20 protein-coding genes are annotated in these 18,809 nt (G+C 70.7%); 11 read left to right on the top strand and 9 right to left on the bottom strand.

Translation table 11 applies throughout. The features are described 5' to 3' along the window. Positions 1-10: 10 nt before the first annotated feature. From M8542_RS30275 to M8542_RS30265, 3 genes are all read left to right on the top strand, one after another. Positions 11-1,822 carry an NHL domain-containing thioredoxin family protein gene (locus M8542_RS30275; protein WP_257923720.1) on the top strand — a complete coding sequence of 604 codons (1,812 nt, stop codon included), beginning with the start codon at positions 11-13 and terminating at the stop codon, positions 1,820-1,822. A 1-nt stretch (position 1,823) separates the two neighbouring features. Beyond that, positions 1,824-2,156 (top strand): GroES family chaperonin, encoded by a 333-nt coding sequence (locus M8542_RS30270; protein ID WP_257923719.1) that lies wholly within the window; start codon positions 1,824-1,826, stop codon positions 2,154-2,156. A 224-nt stretch (positions 2,157-2,380) separates the two neighbouring features. Next, positions 2,381-4,228: a VanW family protein gene (locus M8542_RS30265; protein WP_372508643.1), complete on the top strand. Its 1,848-nt coding sequence runs from the start codon at positions 2,381-2,383 to the stop codon at positions 4,226-4,228. 4 nt (positions 4,229-4,232) lie between these two features. Here the strand turns inward: M8542_RS30265 and M8542_RS30260 are convergent, their stop codons facing one another. Both M8542_RS30260 and M8542_RS30255 read right to left on the bottom strand, forming a co-directional pair. After that, entirely contained in the window at positions 4,233-4,940 is a 708-nt protein-coding gene (locus M8542_RS30260) for a leucine-rich repeat domain-containing protein (RefSeq protein ID WP_257923671.1), read from the bottom strand. Then, entirely contained in the window at positions 4,937-5,776 is an 840-nt protein-coding gene (locus tag M8542_RS30255) for a helix-turn-helix transcriptional regulator (RefSeq protein ID WP_257923670.1), read from the bottom strand. Before M8542_RS30255 ends, M8542_RS30260 begins: the two co-directional genes overlap by 4 nt. Positions 5,777-5,898: 122 nt before the next feature. Here M8542_RS30255 and M8542_RS30250 point away from each other — a divergent pair, with 122 nt between their 5' ends. Further along, entirely contained in the window at positions 5,899-7,278 is a 1,380-nt protein-coding gene (locus tag M8542_RS30250) for an MFS transporter (RefSeq protein ID WP_257923669.1), read from the top strand. On the opposite strand, the gene M8542_RS30245 is transcribed toward M8542_RS30250, so the two are convergent. The 5 genes from M8542_RS30245 to mug all read right to left on the bottom strand — a co-directional run bounded on the left by M8542_RS30245 (position 7,268) and on the right by mug (position 11,733). Next, a complete protein-coding gene (locus M8542_RS30245) occupies positions 7,268-7,561 on the bottom strand; it encodes a GlsB/YeaQ/YmgE family stress response membrane protein (protein ID WP_257923668.1) in 294 nt (97 codons plus the stop codon). The genes M8542_RS30250 and M8542_RS30245 overlap by 11 nt on opposite strands. 155 nt (positions 7,562-7,716) lie before the next feature. Beyond that, the gene (locus tag M8542_RS30240) at positions 7,717-7,992 is read right to left on the bottom strand and encodes a GlsB/YeaQ/YmgE family stress response membrane protein (RefSeq protein WP_086671054.1); all 276 of its coding nucleotides are present in this window, start codon (positions 7,990-7,992) and stop codon (positions 7,717-7,719) included. A gap of 135 nt (positions 7,993-8,127) precedes the next feature. Continuing rightward, complete coding sequence (locus M8542_RS30235) at positions 8,128-9,963, bottom strand: acyl-CoA dehydrogenase (protein ID WP_257923667.1); 1,836 nt, start codon at positions 9,961-9,963, stop codon at positions 8,128-8,130. 138 nt (positions 9,964-10,101) lie between these two features. Next, positions 10,102-10,887, bottom strand: a complete 786-nt coding sequence (locus M8542_RS30230) for a response regulator transcription factor (RefSeq protein ID WP_257923666.1) — start codon at positions 10,885-10,887, stop codon at positions 10,102-10,104. A gap of 285 nt (positions 10,888-11,172) precedes the next feature. Next, entirely contained in the window at positions 11,173-11,733 is a 561-nt protein-coding gene (gene mug / locus M8542_RS30225) for a G/U mismatch-specific DNA glycosylase (RefSeq protein ID WP_257923665.1), read from the bottom strand. A 194-nt stretch (positions 11,734-11,927) separates the two neighbouring features. Between mug and M8542_RS30220 the strand changes: the two genes are divergently transcribed. Together M8542_RS30220 and M8542_RS30215 are read left to right on the top strand one after the other, a co-directional pair. Further along, positions 11,928-12,596, top strand: coding sequence for a class I SAM-dependent methyltransferase (locus M8542_RS30220; protein ID WP_257923664.1), 669 nt, complete (start codon positions 11,928-11,930; stop codon positions 12,594-12,596). Positions 12,597-12,639: 43 nt separating this feature from the next. Then, complete coding sequence (locus M8542_RS30215) at positions 12,640-12,816, top strand: hypothetical protein (RefSeq protein ID WP_257923663.1); 177 nt, start codon at positions 12,640-12,642, stop codon at positions 12,814-12,816. On the opposite strand, the gene M8542_RS30210 is transcribed toward M8542_RS30215, so the two are convergent. Then, positions 12,757-13,383 (bottom strand): VanZ family protein, encoded by a 627-nt coding sequence (locus tag M8542_RS30210; RefSeq protein ID WP_257923662.1) that lies wholly within the window; start codon positions 13,381-13,383, stop codon positions 12,757-12,759. The genes M8542_RS30215 and M8542_RS30210 overlap by 60 nt on opposite strands. 300 nt (positions 13,384-13,683) lie before the next feature. On the opposite strand from M8542_RS30210, the gene M8542_RS30205 reads away from it, so the two are divergent. The 5 genes from M8542_RS30205 (at position 13,684) to M8542_RS30185 (ending at position 18,292) form a co-directional block, all read left to right on the top strand. Then, positions 13,684-14,157 carry a GNAT family N-acetyltransferase gene (locus tag M8542_RS30205; protein WP_257923661.1) on the top strand — a complete coding sequence of 158 codons (474 nt, stop codon included), beginning with the start codon at positions 13,684-13,686 and terminating at the stop codon, positions 14,155-14,157. A gap of 52 nt (positions 14,158-14,209) precedes the next feature. Beyond that, on the top strand, positions 14,210-15,289 hold the full coding sequence (locus tag M8542_RS30200) for a Gfo/Idh/MocA family protein (RefSeq protein ID WP_257923660.1): 1,080 nt from the start codon (positions 14,210-14,212) through the stop codon (positions 15,287-15,289). A 51-nt stretch (positions 15,290-15,340) separates the two neighbouring features. Beyond that, the gene (locus M8542_RS30195) at positions 15,341-16,120 is read left to right on the top strand and encodes an alpha/beta fold hydrolase (protein ID WP_257923659.1); all 780 of its coding nucleotides are present in this window, start codon (positions 15,341-15,343) and stop codon (positions 16,118-16,120) included. Positions 16,121-16,233: 113 nt separating this feature from the next. Beyond that, positions 16,234-17,928, top strand: a complete 1,695-nt coding sequence (locus tag M8542_RS30190; RefSeq protein ID WP_257923658.1) for a bifunctional metallophosphatase/5'-nucleotidase — start codon at positions 16,234-16,236, stop codon at positions 17,926-17,928. A 37-nt stretch (positions 17,929-17,965) separates the two neighbouring features. After that, on the top strand, positions 17,966-18,292 hold the full coding sequence (locus tag M8542_RS30185) for an MmcQ/YjbR family DNA-binding protein (protein ID WP_257923657.1): 327 nt from the start codon (positions 17,966-17,968) through the stop codon (positions 18,290-18,292). On the opposite strand, the gene M8542_RS30180 is transcribed toward M8542_RS30185, so the two are convergent. Next, positions 18,282-18,809 carry a GNAT family N-acetyltransferase gene (locus tag M8542_RS30180; protein ID WP_257923656.1) on the bottom strand — a complete coding sequence of 176 codons (528 nt, stop codon included), beginning with the start codon at positions 18,807-18,809 and terminating at the stop codon, positions 18,282-18,284. The two genes, M8542_RS30185 and M8542_RS30180, sit on opposite strands and share 11 nt — an antisense overlap.

The raw sequence follows: 18,809 nt of genomic DNA, 5'->3' as shown, positions 1-18,809 counted from the left end.
GCAGGCCCGCGTGCGCGCTCCCGAGCTGCGCGGCGACGTCTGGCTGAACACCGGCGGCCGTCCGCTCACCCTCGCCGAGCTGCGCGGACGCATCGTCCTGCTGGACTTCTGGACCAGCGGCTGCATCAACTGCCTCCACGTGCTGGACGAGCTGCGCCCCCTCGAAGCCGAGTTCGCGGACGTCCTGGTCACGATCGGCGTCCATTCGCCGAAGTTCCTGCACGAGGGCGAGCGCGCGTCGATCGAAGCCGCCGTCCGGCGCTACGACGTGCACCACCCGGTGGTCAACGACCCGAAGATGGAGCTGTGGTCGCAGTACGCGGTCCGCGCGTGGCCGACGCTCGTCGTCGTCGACCCCGAGGGCTACGTCGTGCACGTCGCCGCGGGCGAAGGGCACGAAGAGGCACTGCGGCGCGTCATCGCCGACCTCGTCGCGAAGCACGAAGCGAAGGGGACGCTTCGCCGCGGCGGCAGCCCGTACGTGGCGGTCGAGGAGCAGCACAGCGAGCTGCGGTTCCCGAGCAAGGCCGTCGCGACGGCCGAGGGGCGCGTCCTCGTCGCGGACACCGGCCACCACTCGGTCGTCGAGTTCGCTTCGGACGGCGAGACGGTCATCCGCCGCTTCGGCAGCGGCGAGCGCGGCGGGCAGGACGGCCCGTTCGACGTCGCGACCTTCGCCGAGCCGTCCGGCATCGCGCTGCTGCCCTACGACGTCGCCGAGCGCGCCGGCTACCACGCCGTCGTCGCCGACACGGCCGGGCACCGGCTGCGCGGGCTCGACCTGATCACCGGCGAAGTCCGGACGGTCGCCGGCACCGGCGCGCAGTGGCGCAGCGGACCGGATTCGGGCAAGGGCGTCGACGTCGACCTCACGAGCCCCTGGGACGTCGCCTGGTACGGCCCGGCCGGCGGGATCGTCGTCGCGATGGCCGGCAACCACACGCTGAGCGTGTTCGACCCGGTCTCGGGCGCCATCCGCCGCTTCGCCGGCACGACGGTCGAGGGGCTCAAGGACGGCGACGTCGGCGAAGCGTTCTTCGCGCAGACGTCGGGCCTCGCCGCGGACGGCGACAAGCTGTGGCTCGCCGACGCCGAGACGTCGGCGCTGCGCTGGATCGAGCCCGACGGCGAGTCGTTCACGGTGCACACCGCGATCGGCGTCGACCTCTTCTCGTTCGGCCACACCGACGGCCCGGCCGACCAGGCGCTGCTGCAGCACCCGCTCGGCCTCGCGGTGCTGCCCGGCGACAAGATCGCGATCGCCGACACCTACAACGGCGCCGTCCGCCGCTTCGACGTCTTCACCCGCGAGGTGACCACGATCGCCACCGGGCTCGCCGAGCCGCAGGGCCTGCTCCTGCACGACGGCGAGCTGCTGGTGGTCGAGTCCGCGGGCAACCGCGTCGGCCCGCTGCCGGCGACCGAGCCGACGGTCGTCACCGGCGACGCGCACGCGGTGCGCCGGCCGCCGACCGTGCTCGCGCCGGGCGAAATCGACTTCTCGGTGGTGTTCACCGCGCCGCCGGGCGAGAAGCTGGACGACCGCTTCGGCCCGTCGACGCGGCTGGAGATCAGCGCGTCGCCGCCCTCGCTGCTGGCCGGCGGCGACGGCACCGGCACCGACCTGACGAGGAAGATCCGCCTCGCCGCAGGGGTCACCGAGGGCGTGCTGCAGGTCGTCGCGCAGGCCGCGAGCTGCGACGACGGCGGTGAGCACCCGGCGTGCCGCATCACCCGCCAGGACTGGGGCGTGCCGGTGCGGCTGGAGGCCGGCGGGGCGCGGGAGCTGAGCCTGGTCATGGCGGGTGAGCCCGCCGAGTAGCATTCGAGCCGTGTCTGACGGGCCGAAACTCGAGATCCAGATGCTGCACGACCGGGTGCTCGTGCGGCTGTCCCCGGAAGAAGGCGAGCGCCGCAGCAGCGGTGGCATCGTGATCCCGGCCACCGCGCAGGTGGCGCGCCGGCTGGCGTGGGGTGATGTACTGGGCGTCGGCAACAGCGTGCGGAACGTCAAGGTGGGCGACCGCGTGCTCTTCAACCCGGACGACCAGCTCGAGGTCGAAATCCAGGGCGAAGGGCACCTGGTGATGCGCGAACGCGACATCCACGCGACGGCGACGGAGCGCACAGAGCACGGAACGGGGCTCTACCTGTAGGCGGGGGCGTGGCGGACGACGAGGTGGCGGAGCGCGACAAAGCACCCGAGCCGGCGCCGTCGCAGGCTGAAGACGTGGTCGCGGAGAACGAACCCGCGGCCGAAGAGGCTTCGGCTGCCGAGCCACCCGCAGCTGAGGCCGAGCCGCCCGCTGCCGAGCTGCCCGCTGCTGAGGTCGAGCCGCCCATTGCCGCGGCCGAGCCGTCCGCAGCCGAGCCCACGCTCGTGAATGCCGAGACCTCGCCACCCGAAGCCGAGCCAGCGGCCGGGCCGGAACCCGTCGCCGGCACCGATCTCTTCGCCGATGACCTGCTCGGTGAGCTTCTCGAAACCCCCGCGCTCCCGCCGCCGCCCGAAACGCCCGCTCGCAAGCTTCGCAAGGGCCTCGCGCGCTCGATGATGGTCATCGGGCTCGCGCTGGGGCTCTTCGTCATCCTCTACGCCATCGATCTCATCGCCAGCGCCGGCGACGTGCCGCGTGGGGTCACCGTCGCGGGGATCGACGTCGGCGGGCTCACCCACGCCGAGGCCGAAGCGAAGCTGCGCAAGGAGCTCGAGCCGCGGCTCACCCGGCCCGTGCTCGTCCGGGGCGGGGATGTCCGGGCCGAGCTCGTGCCGGCGCAGTCCGGGCTTGGGCTCGACTGGCCCAACACCCTCGGCCTCGCCGGGCACCAGCCGCTCAGTCCGATCACGCGGATCATGTCCTTCTTCACCAGCCGCGAGGTCGGCGTCGCGACGCGGACCGATCCCGGCCAGATCAGCCAGGCCGTGCGGGCGCTCGCCGACGGCAAGATCAACCACGCCGCCACCGAAGGCGCCGTCGGGTTCATGCCGATCCAGGGCAGCGACGGCGGCGTCACCCCCTACCCGATCCTGCCCCGGCAAGGCCAGCAGCTGACCGACCTCGACCGGGCCGTGCGGACCGTCACCGACCACTGGCTCGACCGCGGTGGCGTCGACCTGCCGATGGCGATCACCCCCGTCAAGGCCACCGCCGCCGGGGTGCAGGCCGCCTTCCGGCAGATCGTGCAGCCCGCCGTCGCCAAGCCCGTCGTCGTGCACGGGCAGGGCAAGGACGTCCCCCTCAAGCCCGACGCCATCGCCGGCTCGTTCCAGTTCGCCGCCGTCGAGGGCGGGGCCGTCGAGGTCCGCATCGACCAGGGCAAGCTGCAGGCCGCCCTCAAGGACGGCCTCGCGAGCACCGAAACCGATGGCCGGAACGCGCAAATCGTCTTCACCGGCGACCAACCGGCCGTCGAACCCTCCGAAGACGCCCGGAAAGTCAACTGGGAGAAGACCTTCCTGCCGCTCATCGACGTCCTCAAGAAGACCGACGGGCGCGATCTCCCCGTCGTCTACAGCGCGTCGAAGCCGGCCGTGACCACCGACGCCGCCGGGGCGCTCGGGATCAAGGAGGTCATCGGCGAGTTCACCACCGGTGGCCTCGCCGGCCCGGCCGCGACGAACAACCGGACGCTCGCCGCCCGCGTCTCCGGCACCATCGTCAAGCCCGGCGAGACCTTCAGCCTCGGCGGCCGCTCCGGCCCGCGCACGGCCGACAACGGCTACGTGCCCGCGCCCGTCGACGAGGACGGCACCGGCGCCGCCGTGGTGGGCGGCGGCGTCTCGCAGCTCGCGTCCACTTTGTACAACGCGGGCTACCTCGCCGGCCTGGCCGACGGCGGCCACCTCGAACACGACCACTACCTCGACCGCTACCCCGCCGGCCGCGACGCCAAGGCCGTCAACGCCGACGGCAGCCCCGTCGAGCTCCAGCTGACCAACGACTCGCCCACCGGGATCGCCATCCAGGCCACCGTTTCCGGTGACTCCGTGACCGTCCGGATCTGGGGCACCCGCCACTACCGCGTCGAGAGCCAGACCGGCGCGCAGACGCCCGGAGATCCCCCACCGGTGCAGTTCGGGGGCACCGAGCCCTGCGCGCCCTCGATCGGCACACCCGGCTTCAGCGTCACCGACACCCGCGTGCTCTACGACGTCGCGAGCGGCGCCGAAGTCCGCCGGACGACGCACACCGCGACCTACGGCCCGCGCCCGACCATCCTCTGTTGAGTTGTCAGCGAAGGACCATGCACCCCGCCTCCTCGAAGTCGCGCAGCCACGCCGGCTCCCGGAAGTGCTTGTTCCACCGCAGATCCAGCTTGTCCAATTTGGACAGCGAAGCCAGTGACGCCGGCAACGTCGTCAACGCGTTCTCCCGCAGGTCGAGCTGACGCAGCTCGGCCAGCGAGCCGATCGACGACGGCAGCGAAGCCAGCTGGTTTCCGCGCAGGTGCAGCTCTCGCAACGCGCCGAGCGCGCCGATCGAGTCCGGCAACGCCGTCAACCTGTTGCGGTACAACCGGAGCTCGCGCAACGAAGAGAACCCGCTGAGGTCCGAAGGCAGCGCCGAAACGTGGTTGTCCGTGCACCCCAGGTACCGCAGCCGACCCAACCCGCACCACGCCGACGGGAACTCCGTCAGCTGGTTGTCACTGACGTACAGGTACTCCGTGAGCCCCGCCAGCTCACCCAGCTCATCCGGCAGCACGTCGAACCGGTTGTGCGCCAGATCGAGCGTGTGCACCGACTTCAACGCCGAAATCCCCGGGGGAAGCGAGGAAAGCCGGTTCGTCGCGAGGTTGAGCACCTCCAGCCCGGTCTGCTCCCACAGCGACTCGGGCACCGCCGAGAGCGCGTTGTCGTACAGGTCGAGGCGGGTGAGCCCGGGTGGCAGCGCGGGGAACGACGTCAGCCCCTGGCCGTTCAGCTCGAGTGCCGTCATGACGACCTCCGCGTCGAAGGCAGCAGCGCCCAGGTGGCCGGGTCGTCCGGAGTCGACACCTGGATCCGCAGGCCCGGCGCCTCGGACACCGCCAGCTCGGTCAGCCGGAGGTTCAGCCGGCCGGCCTGCGGGTGGTTCAGCCGCCGCAGCCGGGCCTGGGGTTCGGCGACCTCGTGCCGCGCCCACAGCCCGGCGAACTCCGGGCTCAGCGCCGACAGCCGGCGGATGTCCTCCTCCCAGGACGGGTCGCCGACGTGCCGGCCGTACTCGGCCCGCATCCGCGCGACCATGTAGGGGACCTCCTCGTCGTAGTTCAGGAAGAACCCGCGCGCGTTCGGCTCGGTCACGCAGCACCACAGCAGGTTCTTGTGCAGGCACGGCAGGCTGTGCCACTCCCAGAACAGCTCCTCCTGCGCCGCGTTCGACGCCAGGATGTCGAACCGGCCGTTGACCACCGTGGCGGGCAACGGATCCAGCGCGCGCAGCACCTCGCGCACCGTGTCCGGCACCAGTTCCACGGTCGAGGGCAGCCGCGACGGCGTGAGCTCCGCCAGCCGGTACAGGTGCTCGCGCTCCGGGTGGTCCATCCGCAGCGTGCGCGCCACCGCGTCGAGCACCTGCGCGCTCGCGTTGATCGGCCGCCCCTGCTCCAGCCACGTGTACCAGGTGATGCCGACGCCGGCGAGCAGCGCCACCTCCTCGCGGCGCAACCCGCTGAGCCGACGCCGGGGGCCGGGCGCGAGCCCGACCTCCGCCGGGCCGATCCGCGCCCGGCACGCCTTGAGGAACTGGCCGAGTTCCTCTCGGCGGCTGGTGTGGACCTGCGTCTGGGTCATGCGGACATCGTGCCCGAGGGGTACGACAGTTTTGGACGGCTCAGCGGACGAAGCAGGTGCTGGCAGTACCAGCATCCCCAGGCTCTCTCCGGAAACAACCGTGGAACCCCAAGGTCGGAGCCATGACTCTGACCACCCCTGTCCCGGCCACCGACCGGGCCGTCCGGTCCGACCGGCGACCGTGGTTCATGCTGGCCGTCCTGCTGCTCGGCCAGTTCATGGCGCTGCTCGACGTCACCGTCGTGAACGTCGCCATGACCGACATCCGCACCGACCTGCACGCGTCCGGCGCCGCGCTGCAGCTCGTCGTGTCCGGCTACACCGTGGGCTACGCGATGCTGCTCATCACCGGCGCCCGCCTCGGCGAGCTGTACGGCCGCCGACGGCTGTTCGTCACCGGCACGATCGCCTTCACCGTCTGCTCGCTGCTCTGCGGCCTGGCGCCGGGCGAAACGATCCTCATCGTCGCGCGGATCGCCCAGGGCGCCGGCGCCGCGCTGATGATGCCGCAGGTCATCAGCCTCATCCAGGCGCGCTTCACCGGCGCCGCGCGGGCCAAGGCGCTCAGCGCGTACACCGCGGTCATCTCGGTCGCGTTCGTGGCCGGCCAGGTGCTCGGCGGCGTGCTCGTCGGGGCGGACCTGTTCGGCGCGGGATGGCGGCCGGTCTTCCTGGTCAACGTCCCGATCGGCGTGCTCGTGGCCGTGCTCGCCGCCAAGCTGGTGCCCGGCTGCGTCGCGAAGGCCGGCCGCCGCCTCGACCTCGCGGGCCTCGCGATCGCCGTGCCGGCTGTCGTGCTCGTCGTGCTGCCGCTGGTGCTCGGGCACGAAACCGGCTGGCCGGCCTGGACGTTCGCCTCGATGGCGGTGGGCGCGCTGCTCGCCGTGCTGTTCGTGGTCGTCGAACGCCGGGTGGCCGACCCGCTGGTCGACCTCGCCGTCCTCCGGATCCGCGGGGTCGCCCCGGGACTGGCGACGCTCGCGGCGGGCGTCGCGTCCTACGGCGGGTTCCTCTTCTGCGTGTCGCTGCACCTGCAGTCGGGCCTCGGCAAGACGGCGATGGCCGCCGGGCTGGCGATGGCGCCCGGCGGCGTCGTCTTCGGCCTGTGCGGGTTCTTCTGGAACCGGCTGCCCCAGCGCGTCCACGCCTGGCTGACCCCGTGCGGCTACGTCGGATCCGCGGTCGCCTACGCGTTGCTCGGTCTGGGCCGCGACGGCGGGACCCTGTTCTTCGTGGCCCTGCTGCTGTTCGGCCTGTCGATGGGACCGGCGTTCGGCTCCCTGATGGTGAACGCGCTGACGCACGTCCCGCTCGAGCGCGCGGCGGACGTCAGCGGCCTGCTGACCACGACGCTGCAGCTCGGGCAGGTCGTCGGCGTGGCCACGTTCGGCAGCCTGTTCCTGACCCTGGCCGTGACGTCTTCGGCGACCGCGATCACCACGGCGATGGCCTGCGCCGCCGCGCTGCTGCTCGTCGGCGCAGGCCTTTCGCTCAAGCGGTAGTGCGGTGACCGCCCTTGACCTTGGCGTAGATCGCCGAGGCCGCGATGACGCCGACGACCGCGGCGACGACCTGGAAGATGTGCCGGATCCAGTCGATGCCCGCGGTGTCGCGGACGCCGAACACCCCGGCCAGCCAGTTGCCGATGAACGCGGCGACGATGCCGACGACGATGGTCAGCCAGATCGGGATCTTCTGGTCGCCGGGTGCGAACAGCCGGCCCAGCACGCCCAGGATCAGGCCTACGATGATCGTCGAGATGATGCCCCAAAGTCCGCCGAGCACAGCTGCCTCCTCGGATAGGCGATGAGCGCCACGGTCGCACCGATCCGGGCGCGACGCGCGCGCTGACCCCCGATGGAGTGAGGCGGGAAAGAGAAGACCCGGCCCGGTCCGCCCCCGACAGCGGACCGGACCGGGCCGGGTCTTCGACTGAGTGCCTACCTGGTCACGCCGCGGCGGCCGTAGGCGCCGGCGGCGATGCTCACGCCGATGGCGGCGAGGACGACCTGCGTCAGGATCTCGAGCCAGTCGATGCCGTTGGTGTCGGCGTACCCGAGACCACGCGCGATGGCCGTGCCGATGAAGGCGGCGATGATGCCGATCACGATGGTCAGCCAGATCGGGATGCTCTGCTTGCCGGGTGCGACCAGCCGGCCGAGGACACCGATGATCAGCCCGACGATGAGTGCGCTGACGATGCCGGCAACAGTCATCACTTGCTCCTCTCAGGGATCCGCGGACCCGGCCATTCGGGTCCGTCGGACTCGGTGAGCGGAGTGCCCCCGTAGCGCGGCGCCGAAACGCGAAAAGGGCCCTCCCCACACGGGGAGAGCCCTTTTCGTGACCTGTCAGAAAGCGGCTTCGTCCAGCTCCATCAGCGCGTTGTCGGCGGCTTCGACGATCGCCCGGCGCGACGTCAGCTCCGGCAGCACCTGCTTCGAGAAGAACGACGCCACGGCGATCTTGCCCTCGTAGAACGGGACGTCCTTGGCGGACGCGCCCGCGTCGAGCTTGCCGATCGCAACCTCGGCGTGCTTGAGCAGCTGCCAGCCGATGAGCAGGTCGCCGACCGACATCAGCAGGCGGACCGTGTGCTGGCCGACCTTGTTGATGTTCTGCGGGTCTTCCTGCGACGACGTCAGGTAGCCGATCAGCGAGCCCAGCATGCCCTGGGTGTCCTCGAGGGCCTGCTTGAGCAGCCCGCGCTCGTTCTTGAGCCGGCCGTTGCCCGCCTCGGACTCGATGAACTTTGTGATCTCGCCGGCGACGAAGGCCAGGGACGCGCCCTTGTCGCGGACGATCTTGCGGAAGAAGAAGTCCAGCGACTGGATCGCCGTGGTGCCTTCGTACAGCGAGTCGATCTTGGCGTCGCGGATGTACTGCTCGATCGGGTAGTCCTGCAGGAAGCCGGACCCGCCGAGGGTCTGCAGCGACTGCACGAGCTGCTCGGTGGCGCGCTCGGAGCCGACGCCCTTGACGATCGGCAGCAGCAGGTCGTTCACGCCGTGCGCGACCTTCTGGTCACCCTCGCCGGTCCACAGCTGGTCCTGGAACGACGCCGTGTAGAGGTACACCGCGCGGAGGCCCTCGGCGTACGCCTTCTGGAGCATCAGCGAGCGGCGGACGTCCGGGTGGTGCGTGATGGTGACGCGCGGGGCGGCCTTGTTCAGCATGTTCGGCAGGTCGGCGCCCTGGACGCGGTCCTTGGCGTACTCGAGCGCGTTGAGGTAACCGGTCGACAGCGTCGCGATGGCCTTGGTGCCGACCATCATCCGGGCGTACTCGATGACCTGGAACATCTGCGCGATGCCGTCGTGCACCTCGCCGAGCAGCCAGCCCTTGGCCGGGGTGCCGTGCTGGCCGAAGGTCAGCTCGCACGTCGTCGAGGCCTTGATGCCCATCTTGTGCTCGACGTTGGTCACGTAGGCGCCGTTGCGCTCGCCCAGCTCACCGGTCTTGGTGTCGAAGTGGAACTTCGGCACGAGGAACAGCGAAAGGCCCTTGGTGCCCGGCTTGGTCTCGATGCCGGGACCCTCGGGGCGCGCCAGCACGAGGTGCATGATGTTTTCGCTCATGTCGTGCTCGGCCGAGGTGATGAACCGCTTCACGCCGTCGATGTGCCAGGAGCCGTCCTCCTGCTGCACGGCCTTGGTGCGGCCCGCGCCGACGTCGGAACCGGCGTCCGGCTCGGTCAGCACCATCGTCGCGCCCCAGGCGCGGTCGATCATCAGCTGCGCCCAGTGCTTCTGCTCTTCGGTGCCGTTCTTGTCGACGATCATCGCGAAGTTCGGGCCCGCCATGTACATGAACAGCGGGGCGTTCGCACCGAGGATGAGCTCGGAGGCGGCCCACTGCACGGTCGGGGGCAGGCCGAAGCCGCCGAGGTCGTTGGTCAGGCCGAGGCGCCACCACTCGCCCTCGATGAGCTGCTGGTAGCTCTTCTTGAACGACTCGGGGATCTTGACGCTGAAGGTCTTCGGGTCGTACACGGGCGGGTTGCGGTCGGCGTCGGCGAAGGACTCGGCGAGCGGACCGGTCGCGAGCTTGTTCAGCTCGGACAGCACCCCGCGGGCGGTCGCCTCGTCGGACTCGGCGAGCACACCCTTGCCCAGGCGCTCCTGCACGCCCAGGACCTCGAAGAGGTTGAACTCCAGGTCTCGGACGTTGCTCTTGTAGTGGCCCATGTCGTCACTCCAATGTGTTCGGCTCCCCGGCCGGGCACATGTTCGCCTTACTCGCCGGTAACTTCAGGATATTACCTGCGGGTAACTGGAGCAAGCAGATCCGCACTTCCGAGTACGAAAATCCGCACGTTTACCGGGTCAACGCTGCCCCGGGAGCGCGGTTGTGTCGGCAGTCACCGGCACGTGACCGTCCTCCGCGCGGGCGACCAGTATCCCGCCGCGGAAGGCGATCGTGACGGCGTGCGTCCGGTCCCGCGCGGAGAGCTTGCGCAGGATGCTCTTCACGTGCGTCCGGACCGTCTCGACGGACAGGAACAGCAGCTTCGCGATCGCCGAGTTCTCGAGACCCTCGGCGACCAGCTGGAGCACCTGGTACTCGCGCCGGGACAGCGGCATCCCGCCACGCGGCGCGGGCGGGCTGTCGTGGGCGAGGCCGTCCTTCGGCACGGTCGAGCGCTTCGGCCGGGCGGTGAGCGCGGCCAGCGCCGGGTCGATGTACCGGCGTTCGGTGTGGGCGCGCCGGATCGCTTCGGCGAGCCGCCGTGAGTCGATCGACCGCGGCACGATCGCGTGCGCGCCGGCGGCGATCGCGGCCGCCAGGTACTGCTGCGTGCGGTTCGTGTCGCGGATGAGCGTGACGAGGATCAGCGCCGGGTCGCCGGCGTTGAGCAGCTTCGTCAGGTGGCAGTTCGGGTCGAGCGCCGAGTCGAGCACGACGACGTCCGGTTTGACCTGCTCGCACAGCTGCAGCGCGGCGTGGTGGCTGGCCGCCTGCCCGGCCCAGTGCAGCCCCTGGCTGCGGTGGACGAGCGCGGCGAGGCCGTCGCGGAAGATCGGGACCGGGTCGACGACCGCCACGCCGAGACTTCGCCCGCCGGGTCCGGTCGGCCCGATCGGCCTGCGGGTGGGCTCGATGCCGTGCATCGTGGGCCTCCGTCTCTGCGCCGTCACTCCTGGGACGCCTGACGCGACCCCTCGGTTCACGCGTCCGGCACCATCCGGTTCCCCCTGCCGGGACCGGCCAAAAGTGACTCCTCCTGTTGGGTACGAGTCGCGATTGCGCAGCTCATGACGCCATCTCCCCCTCATGGCCTAATCGCCCGGTCACAGCAAACTCTAGGTAGAAGACGATCTTGAAGTGACGGTTCGGGTGGGGTGGAGCGGCCCCGATGGGGCGGTTGGCGCTACTGAGGGTTGCCCGCTCTTCGTTCAACGATTTCGACGCTCACCGGATGCGGCTCGCAGCCGCCCGAACTCGGCCGCGAGCCCGGCCGGCGTCCAGTGCGCGTTGAGGCCGCTCGGGTTCGGCAGCACCCACACGTGGGTGTCCCCGATCCGGTGGTCCTGGCACCCGACCCGCGCCTTCGGGAAGCCGAACGCGGTCCGGTACGCGGTGATCCCGACGACGGCCAGCCACCGCGGCCGGTACTCGAGGACCTTCGCTTCGAGGAGCTTGCCGCCTTCGCGGAGTTCGTCGCCGGTGAGTTCGTCGGCCCGGGCGGTCGTGCGGGCGACGACGTTGGTGATGCCGAGCTTCAGCTCGAGCAGCTGCTCCTGTTCGGCGGGCGCGTAGCGGCGTGGCGTGAAGCCGCCGGCGTGCAGGGCGGGCCAGAAGCGGTTGCCGGGCCGCGCGAAGTGCTGGTTGACGGCGCCGGAGTAGAGACCGGGGTTGATCCCGCAGAAGAGGACGTCGAGACCGGGCGCGATGACATCGGCGATGGTCGTGTTGTGCGCGGCGGCCAGCTGGTCCTTGGTGGGTCGGGTGCTCACGGGTCCAGTTTCCGGCACGCTCAGGGTGGAGGCCGCTGAAGCCGGAACCAAGAGTTCGGCCGGGCCGGAGATCGTCCGCGTGTTGCCGGGGCGAGCGCCCGTTCGTCGAGCTGGCCGAGGCTGCTCGACCGGGCGGCCAGCTGGTCCTTGGTGGGTCGGGTGCTCACGGGTCCAGTTTCCGGCACGCTCGAGGGATGGAGGTCACCGCGGACGGGTGTTCGGTCGAGGTCTACCTGCTGCTGCCGCCGGCCGGTGAGCCGGAGATCGTGCACCGTGCCGTGCCGCCGGGGGCGTCGATCCTGGAGCTGGGGTGTGGCACCGGCCGGGTCACCCACCCGCTGGTCGAGCTGGGGCACGAGGTCGTGGCGGTGGACGACTCACCCGCGATGCTCCGGCACGTGCGCGCCGAGACGGTCTGCGCGCGGATCGCCGACCTGCGGCTCGGGCGGACGTTCGACGCCGTGCTGCTCGGCAGCCACCTGATCAACACCGAGCGGGAAGCGGATCGCCGCGCGATGCTCGCGGCCGCGCGGCGTCACCTCGCGCCGGAGGGGCGGCTGATCGTCGAGTGGCACCCGCCCGAGTGGTTCGACACGGTGTTGTCCGGCCAAGGCGGCCGGCTGGGCGAGGTGGAGCTCGAGCTGGCCGACGTGACCCGCGACGGCGACCTGCTCTCGGCGACGGTCCGGTACGCGGCGCGCGGGCGCCGCTGGAACCAAGAGTTCACCTGCCGCCGCCTCGGCCTGGATACCGTCCTGACCTCCGCCGATCTCACCTTCGACGGCTGGCTCACCGCTGACCGGAACTGGTTCGCCGCCCGTGATCGTCGCGGGGGGTGGCGAAGTGACCACGGACCTGCGTAACCTGTTGTGATCTCCCGCACAGCGCCGTACCGAGGAGGATTTCGTGCAGCTTCCGATCATCCTCGGGCTGGTCGCGCTCATCCTGGCCGTCGCCGCGCTCGTTGTCGTGCTCGAGGATCGGCGGGCCGCCAAGCGGGCGGCGCTGCAGCGGAAGGCGCGGCTAGCGCGTCTGGGCGAGGTGGACCCGCTCGCGCCGAGCCGGCTGCACGCGGACCGGTGAACGCAGCAGGGCCAGCAGCAGCGCGCCGAACACCCAGCCGACCCCGGCGCCGAACGTGTTGTTCATGAGGTCGTCGACGTCGAAGATGCGGTAGACGTACGGCGCCGTCCCGAAGTTGGCCGTGACCTGCGTGATCTCGATGAGCAGTGACGCCGTGAAGCCGATCAGGACCGTGCCGGTCAGGCCGCGGCGCCACAGGATCCGCGCGAACACCCCGAGCGGGACGAACAGCAGCACGTTCAGGCAGGCCTGCTGGAACGTCTGCGTCAGGAACCACTCCGAACCGTGCTTGAGCATCTCCGTGTGGATGTCGGCGATCCACTGGAACGGGTGCAGCTGCACCGTCTGGCTGAGCCGCCGGGTGCCCGGGCCGGGCAGCGGCAGGAAGACGACCGCGAGGGTCATGCACGTGTAGAACAGCACCGCGCCGGTGCTGACGATCGCGCGCAGCCGGAGCCCGCTGTGCCGCGCGAGCTGGGTGATCAGCTGCGGCACCAGCACCACGGTCCACAGCGCGAAGAAGCCGATGAGCCCGTACTGCAGGGCGGTGACCTGTGCGTTCGTCATGCCACCGACGTTATGGATCTTGCCCGGCGGTCACTTCGGTCGAAGAGCCGGACGGCCCGGGCGCCCATCGGCCGGTCGGCCGACCCGCGACCGGGCCGATCGGTCAGTCGTCTTCGTTCTCCTCGCCGCGCTCGGCCCGCCAGGCGCTGAACACCGTGCCGCCGATGAGCAGCACGACCACGGCCAGCACCACGAGTACGACCTCGATGCCCATCTGTCCCCCACACGCCGGATTGCCCGCCTCATCGCGCCGGAGTTAATGGGTGTTACCGAACCGGGTGGACGTGCGAACCTGCGGCGATGATCCAGGTGCGACGACTGACTCCGGACGACGGCCCGGTGCTGCGTGAAATCCGGCTCCGCGCGCTCGCGGACACCCCCGAGAACTTCGGTTCGCTCGTCGCCGCCGAAGGCGCGAAGCCGGCCGAAGAGTGGCGAAGCTGGCTTCGCGACCGCGCTTGGTTCGCCGCGTTCGACGGCGAAGACACCGTCGCGCTCGTCTGCGGGTGGCCCGGCGAGCTCGAATGGCTCGTCTTCTCGATGTGGGTTGCGCCACAAGCGCGGGGCCGCGGGCTCGCCGCGGACCTCATCGGCGCCGTGCGCGAGACGGCCGAAGTCGCGGGCGCGGAGGCGATCGTCCTGCACGTCTTCGAGGGGAACGACCGCGCGCGGCGGGTTTACGAGCGGCTCGGCTTCGTCCCCACCGGTGAGTCCGAAGTCATCGACGGCAAAGGGAGACGTAACCGGATGCGGCTTGCGCTGAACCGGGAATGACCACGACGCTCGGCACGTCGAAGTCTTGTGCAGGGCAACGAAAGGAACGCTCATGGCTCCGGTCCGGGTCGGCATCGTCGGGCTCAGCGCGAACGGCGGCTGGGCCGCCACCGCGCACGTGCCCGCGCTGGCCGCGGTGGACGGCTACGAGCTCCGCGCGCTGAGCGGGAGCAGCGCCGAGTCGGCGCGGGTGGCCGGGGAGAAGTACGGCGTGCCGTTGACCTTCGGGGACGCCGGGGAGCTGGCGCGGCACCCGGAGGTCGACCTGGTCGTCGTCGCGGTCAGGGTGTCCGAGCACCAGGCGCTGATCGAGCCCGCGCTGGCCGCGGGCAAGCAGGTGCTGAGCGAGTGGCCGCTCGGCGCGAGCCTCGCCGAAACCGAGGCGCTGGTCGAAGCCGCTCGCGACCAGCGGACCGCCGTCGGTCTGCAGGGCCGGTCCGCGCCCGCGTTGCGCTACCTGCGCGACCTCATCAAGGACGGTTACGTCGGGCGCGTGCTCTCGACGTCGTTGATCGGCTCGGGCGGCAACTGGGGGCCGTCGGTCCGGGCCGGGCGCGACTACCAGCTGCACCCCGAGGGCGGCGCCACCATGCTGACCATCCCGTTCGCGCACACCGTCGACGCGCTCGACATGGTGCTCGGCGGCTTCACCGAGCTGTCGGCGACGGTCGCGACCGTCCGGTCACGCGTGCGGGACGAGGTCACCGGCGAGTCCGTCGCGATGACCGCGCCGGACCAGATCGCCGTCGGCGGCGTCCTGAAGGGCGGCGCGGTGGCGTCGCTGCACCTGCGTGGCGGGACGTCGCCCGCGACCGACTTCCACTGGGAGATCAACGGCACCGAGGGCACGCTGGTCGTCAACGCCGCGGATCCGCTGTTCTGGATCGCGAAGCTGACGTTGCGCGGCAGCCGGACCGGGACGCTCGAGAAGCTCACCGTGCCCACCCGGTACGAGCTGCCGCAGCTGGCCGGGCGCAGCGCCGAGCCGTCGTACAACGTCGCGCACGCCTACGCGCGGCACCTCAAGGGCGACCTGCCGGACTTCGCGCACGCGCTGCGCGTGCACCGCGTGCTCGACGCCGTCCAGCGGTCGGCGGACGCCGGCACCCGGGTTCACCCGGACGCGGAGTAACTGTTACTAGCGGTTGTAGCTTTTCCGCTGCCCCGGACTTACTCTCGGGTAATGGACGACGTTGTCTACGACCGCGCGGGCCGGGGCGAGCCGCTGGTGCTGATCCACGGCATCGGCCACCGCCGTCAGGCGTGGGCGCCGGTGGTCCCGCTGCTCACGCCGCATCGCGACGTCATCGCTGTGGACCTGCCGGGCTTCGGCGAGTCACCCGAGCCGTCCGGCGGGTACGGCGTCGAACCCGCGCTGGTGATGTTCAAGGAGCTCTTCACCGAGCTGGGGCTCGACCGGCCGCACGTCGCGGGCAACTCGCTCGGCGGCCTGCTGTCGCTCGCGCTCGGCCAGGCCGGGCTCGTCCGCAGCGTCACGGCGTTGTCGCCGGCCGGGCTCTGGAGCCGCCCCCAGAAGACGTACGCGATCGCCACGCTGAAAGCGCACCGCGCGCTCGCGCGGCGCACGCCACCGCACATCGTGCGCCGCATTGCCGCGACGGCGGCCGGCCGCAAGGCGCTGACCGGGATGATCGTCGGGAAGCCGGCCCTGCTGACCCCGGACGACGTCGTCGAGGACGCCCACGCGCTCGCGACCGCGCCCGGCTTCGAGCCGACGGCCGCGCAGTCCCGCGGCGACTTCCGCTTCACGGGCCCGGTCACCGGCGTCCCGGTGACGATCGCCTGGGCCGAACACGACCGGATCCTCGCCCGCCCCCGCGTCGCCGACCTGCGGCAGGTCGCTCCACAGGGGACGTTCCGGCTGCTGCCCGGCTGCGGGCACGTGCCGATGAACGACGACCCCGCGCTCGTCGCGAAGGTGCTGCTCGAAGGAAGCTGTTAGGTGACATTCGCTTTACGTCCGTCTTTTGACCCTGGTAGCTGACCTCTTCGCGAGGCAGAATCCTCCGCCGTGCGCCCGTTGGGGACCTTGGGCGCGAATCGGAGGAAATACGCATGAGGCTTTCAACCCGGCTCGTGGTGCTCGCCGCGGCCGCGCTGGCGACGACGGCGGTGACCACCGCACCCGCGTCCGCGGGCCAGCGCCCGGACCCCACCACCGACGTCCGGATCATCGGCTTCAACGACCTGCACGGCAACCTCGAGCCGCCGGCCGGCTCCAGCGGCCGCGTCACGCAGTCCGACGGGACCACTGTGGACGCCGGCGGTGCCGCTTACCTGGCGACGCACGTGAAGCAGCTGCGGGCGCAGGTGCGCAACTCGTTCGTCGTGTCCGCCGGCGACAACGTCGGCGCGTCGCCGCTGACCTCGGCGCTGTTCCACGACGAGCCGACCATCGACTTCCTGAACATGCTGGGCGTCAACGGCTCCGTCGTCGGGAACCACGAGTTCGACGAGGGCTACAAGGAACTGCAGCGCATGCAGTTCGGCGGCTGCCACCCGACCGACGGTTGCCAGTTCGACAAGAAGTTCAAGGGTGCGGACTTCCCGTTCCTCGGGTCCAATGTGTACTTCACCAACGGCCTGCCCGCGTTGTTGCCGTTCACCGTCAAGTTCGAGGGTGGCGTGCCGATCGGCGTCATCGGCGCGACGCTGAAGGACCTGCCCTCGGTCGTCACGCCGGAGGCGATCAAGGGCCTGAAGTTCGGCGACGAGGTCGAAGCGATCAACCGCACCGCGAACCTGCTCGACTACTTCGGGGTCAAGTCGCAGATCGTGCTGCTGCACCAGGGTGACAGCACCGAGCTCGAGGGCCCGAACGACTGCAAGGTCCTGCCGGGCCCGGCCACCGCGATCGCGAAGGCGGTGACCCCGAAGGTCGACGCGATCTTCACCGGCCACAGCCACCAGCAGTACAACTGCGTGATCAACGACCCGGCCGGCCAGCCGCGCACGGTCATCCAGGGTGCGTCCTTCGGCCGGCTCCTGTCGGTCGTCGACCTCAAGATCAACCTGAAGACGCGGGACGTCGTGCGGTCGCAGACCAAGGCGCACAACGAGATCGTCACGCGCACGGTCACGCCGGACCCGGCCGTGGCGGCGCTGGTCGCGAACGCCGTGGCGAAGTCCGGCCCGATCGCGAACAAGCAGGTCGGCACCATCACCGCGGACCTGAAGGCGGCGGGCAACACCGCCGGCGAGTCGGCGCTCGGTGACGTCATCGCCGACGCGCAGCTCGCGGGCACGCAGTCGAACAGTGCGGTCATCGCGATGACCAACCCGGGCGGCATCCGCGCCGACCTGAACTACGCGTCGTCCCCGGCCGGTGAAGGCAACGGCGTGGTGACCTACGGCGAAGCGTTCACCGTGCAGCCGTTCTCGAACATCATGCAGACGATCACGCTGACCGGCGCGAACCTCAAGAACGTGCTGGAGCAGCAGTGGGCGCCGGGGGTGAACCCGAAGTTCCTGCAGATCTCGAGCTCGCTGCACTACAGCTGGTCGGCGTCCGCGCCGCAGGGCTCGCGGGTCTCGAACCTCACGGTGAACGGCACGCCGGTCGACCCGGCGGCGACGTTCCGCGTGTCGGTGAACAACTTCCTCGCCGCCGGCGGGGACGGCTTCACCGAGTTCACCAAGGGCACGAACCTGGCCGGCGGACCGGTGGACCTGGACGCGCTGACCGCGTACCTGGGCGCCCACCCGAACCTGGCCCCGCCCGCGGCGGACCGGATCACGCAGCTGCCGTGATCCGCTTTTTCCAAGACGTCGTGGTGACAATGGAGCCATGACGACCTGGGAAGACGTCGTACGCCTGGCCTCGGCACTGCCCGAGGTCGAGGCGTCGACCTGGTACCGCACGCCCGCGCTGAAGGTGGCGGGCAAGGGGTTCGCGCGGTTGCGCACCGAGGCCGAGGGCGGCCTGGTCGTGCTGTGCGGGCTCGACGAGAAGGCCGCGTTGCTGGATTCCGGCGACGCGGCCTTCTTCACGACCGCGCACTACGACGGGTACGGCTCGATCATCGTCGACCTCGATCGCGTGAACGTCGATCAGCTGCGTGAGCTGCTCGAAGAGGCGTGGCGGCTGAAGGCGCCACGCCGGCTCACCACTTGAGCTCGCCCTTGAGCATGCTCATCAGGATCATGTCGTGCCGCCGGCCGTCACCGGCGACGAACGCCTCGCGGTGGCGGCCGTCTTCGGCGAAGCCGACCTTGCGGTAGACGTGCCGCGCGCGTTCGTTCTCGGCGACGACCCAGAGCGTGATCATGTGCAGCCGCATGGAGTTGAAGCCGTAGCGGCACATCAGGCGCAGCGCCTCGGTGCCGTAGCCGCCGCCGTTGCGGTATTCGGCGTCGCCGATGTAGATGTCCAGTTCGGCGTTGCCGATCTCGGGGGTGGCGTCGCGGAGGTCGACGATGCCGATGAGCTTGCCGTCGGCCTCGATCCCGAGGACGACGAGCTCGTAGTTGTTGACCGGGCGTTCTTCGGCCTTCTTGCGCACCTGCGCGAGCGACCGCGGGTAGCCGCGGTGCATCCACCGGCCGACCTCGGGATCGGACACGAACGCGTGGATCCGCTCGGCGTCCTCCGGCTCCAGCGCGCGCAGCCGGACGAGATCCCCTTCGAGCAT

The organism is Amycolatopsis iheyensis (genome assembly GCF_024703995.1).
Taxonomy (GTDB): Bacteria; Actinomycetota; Actinomycetes; order Mycobacteriales; family Pseudonocardiaceae; genus Amycolatopsis; species Amycolatopsis iheyensis.
The sequence above is the reverse complement of the archived record's forward strand: the minus strand, read 5'-3'. Positions and strand labels throughout refer to the sequence as shown.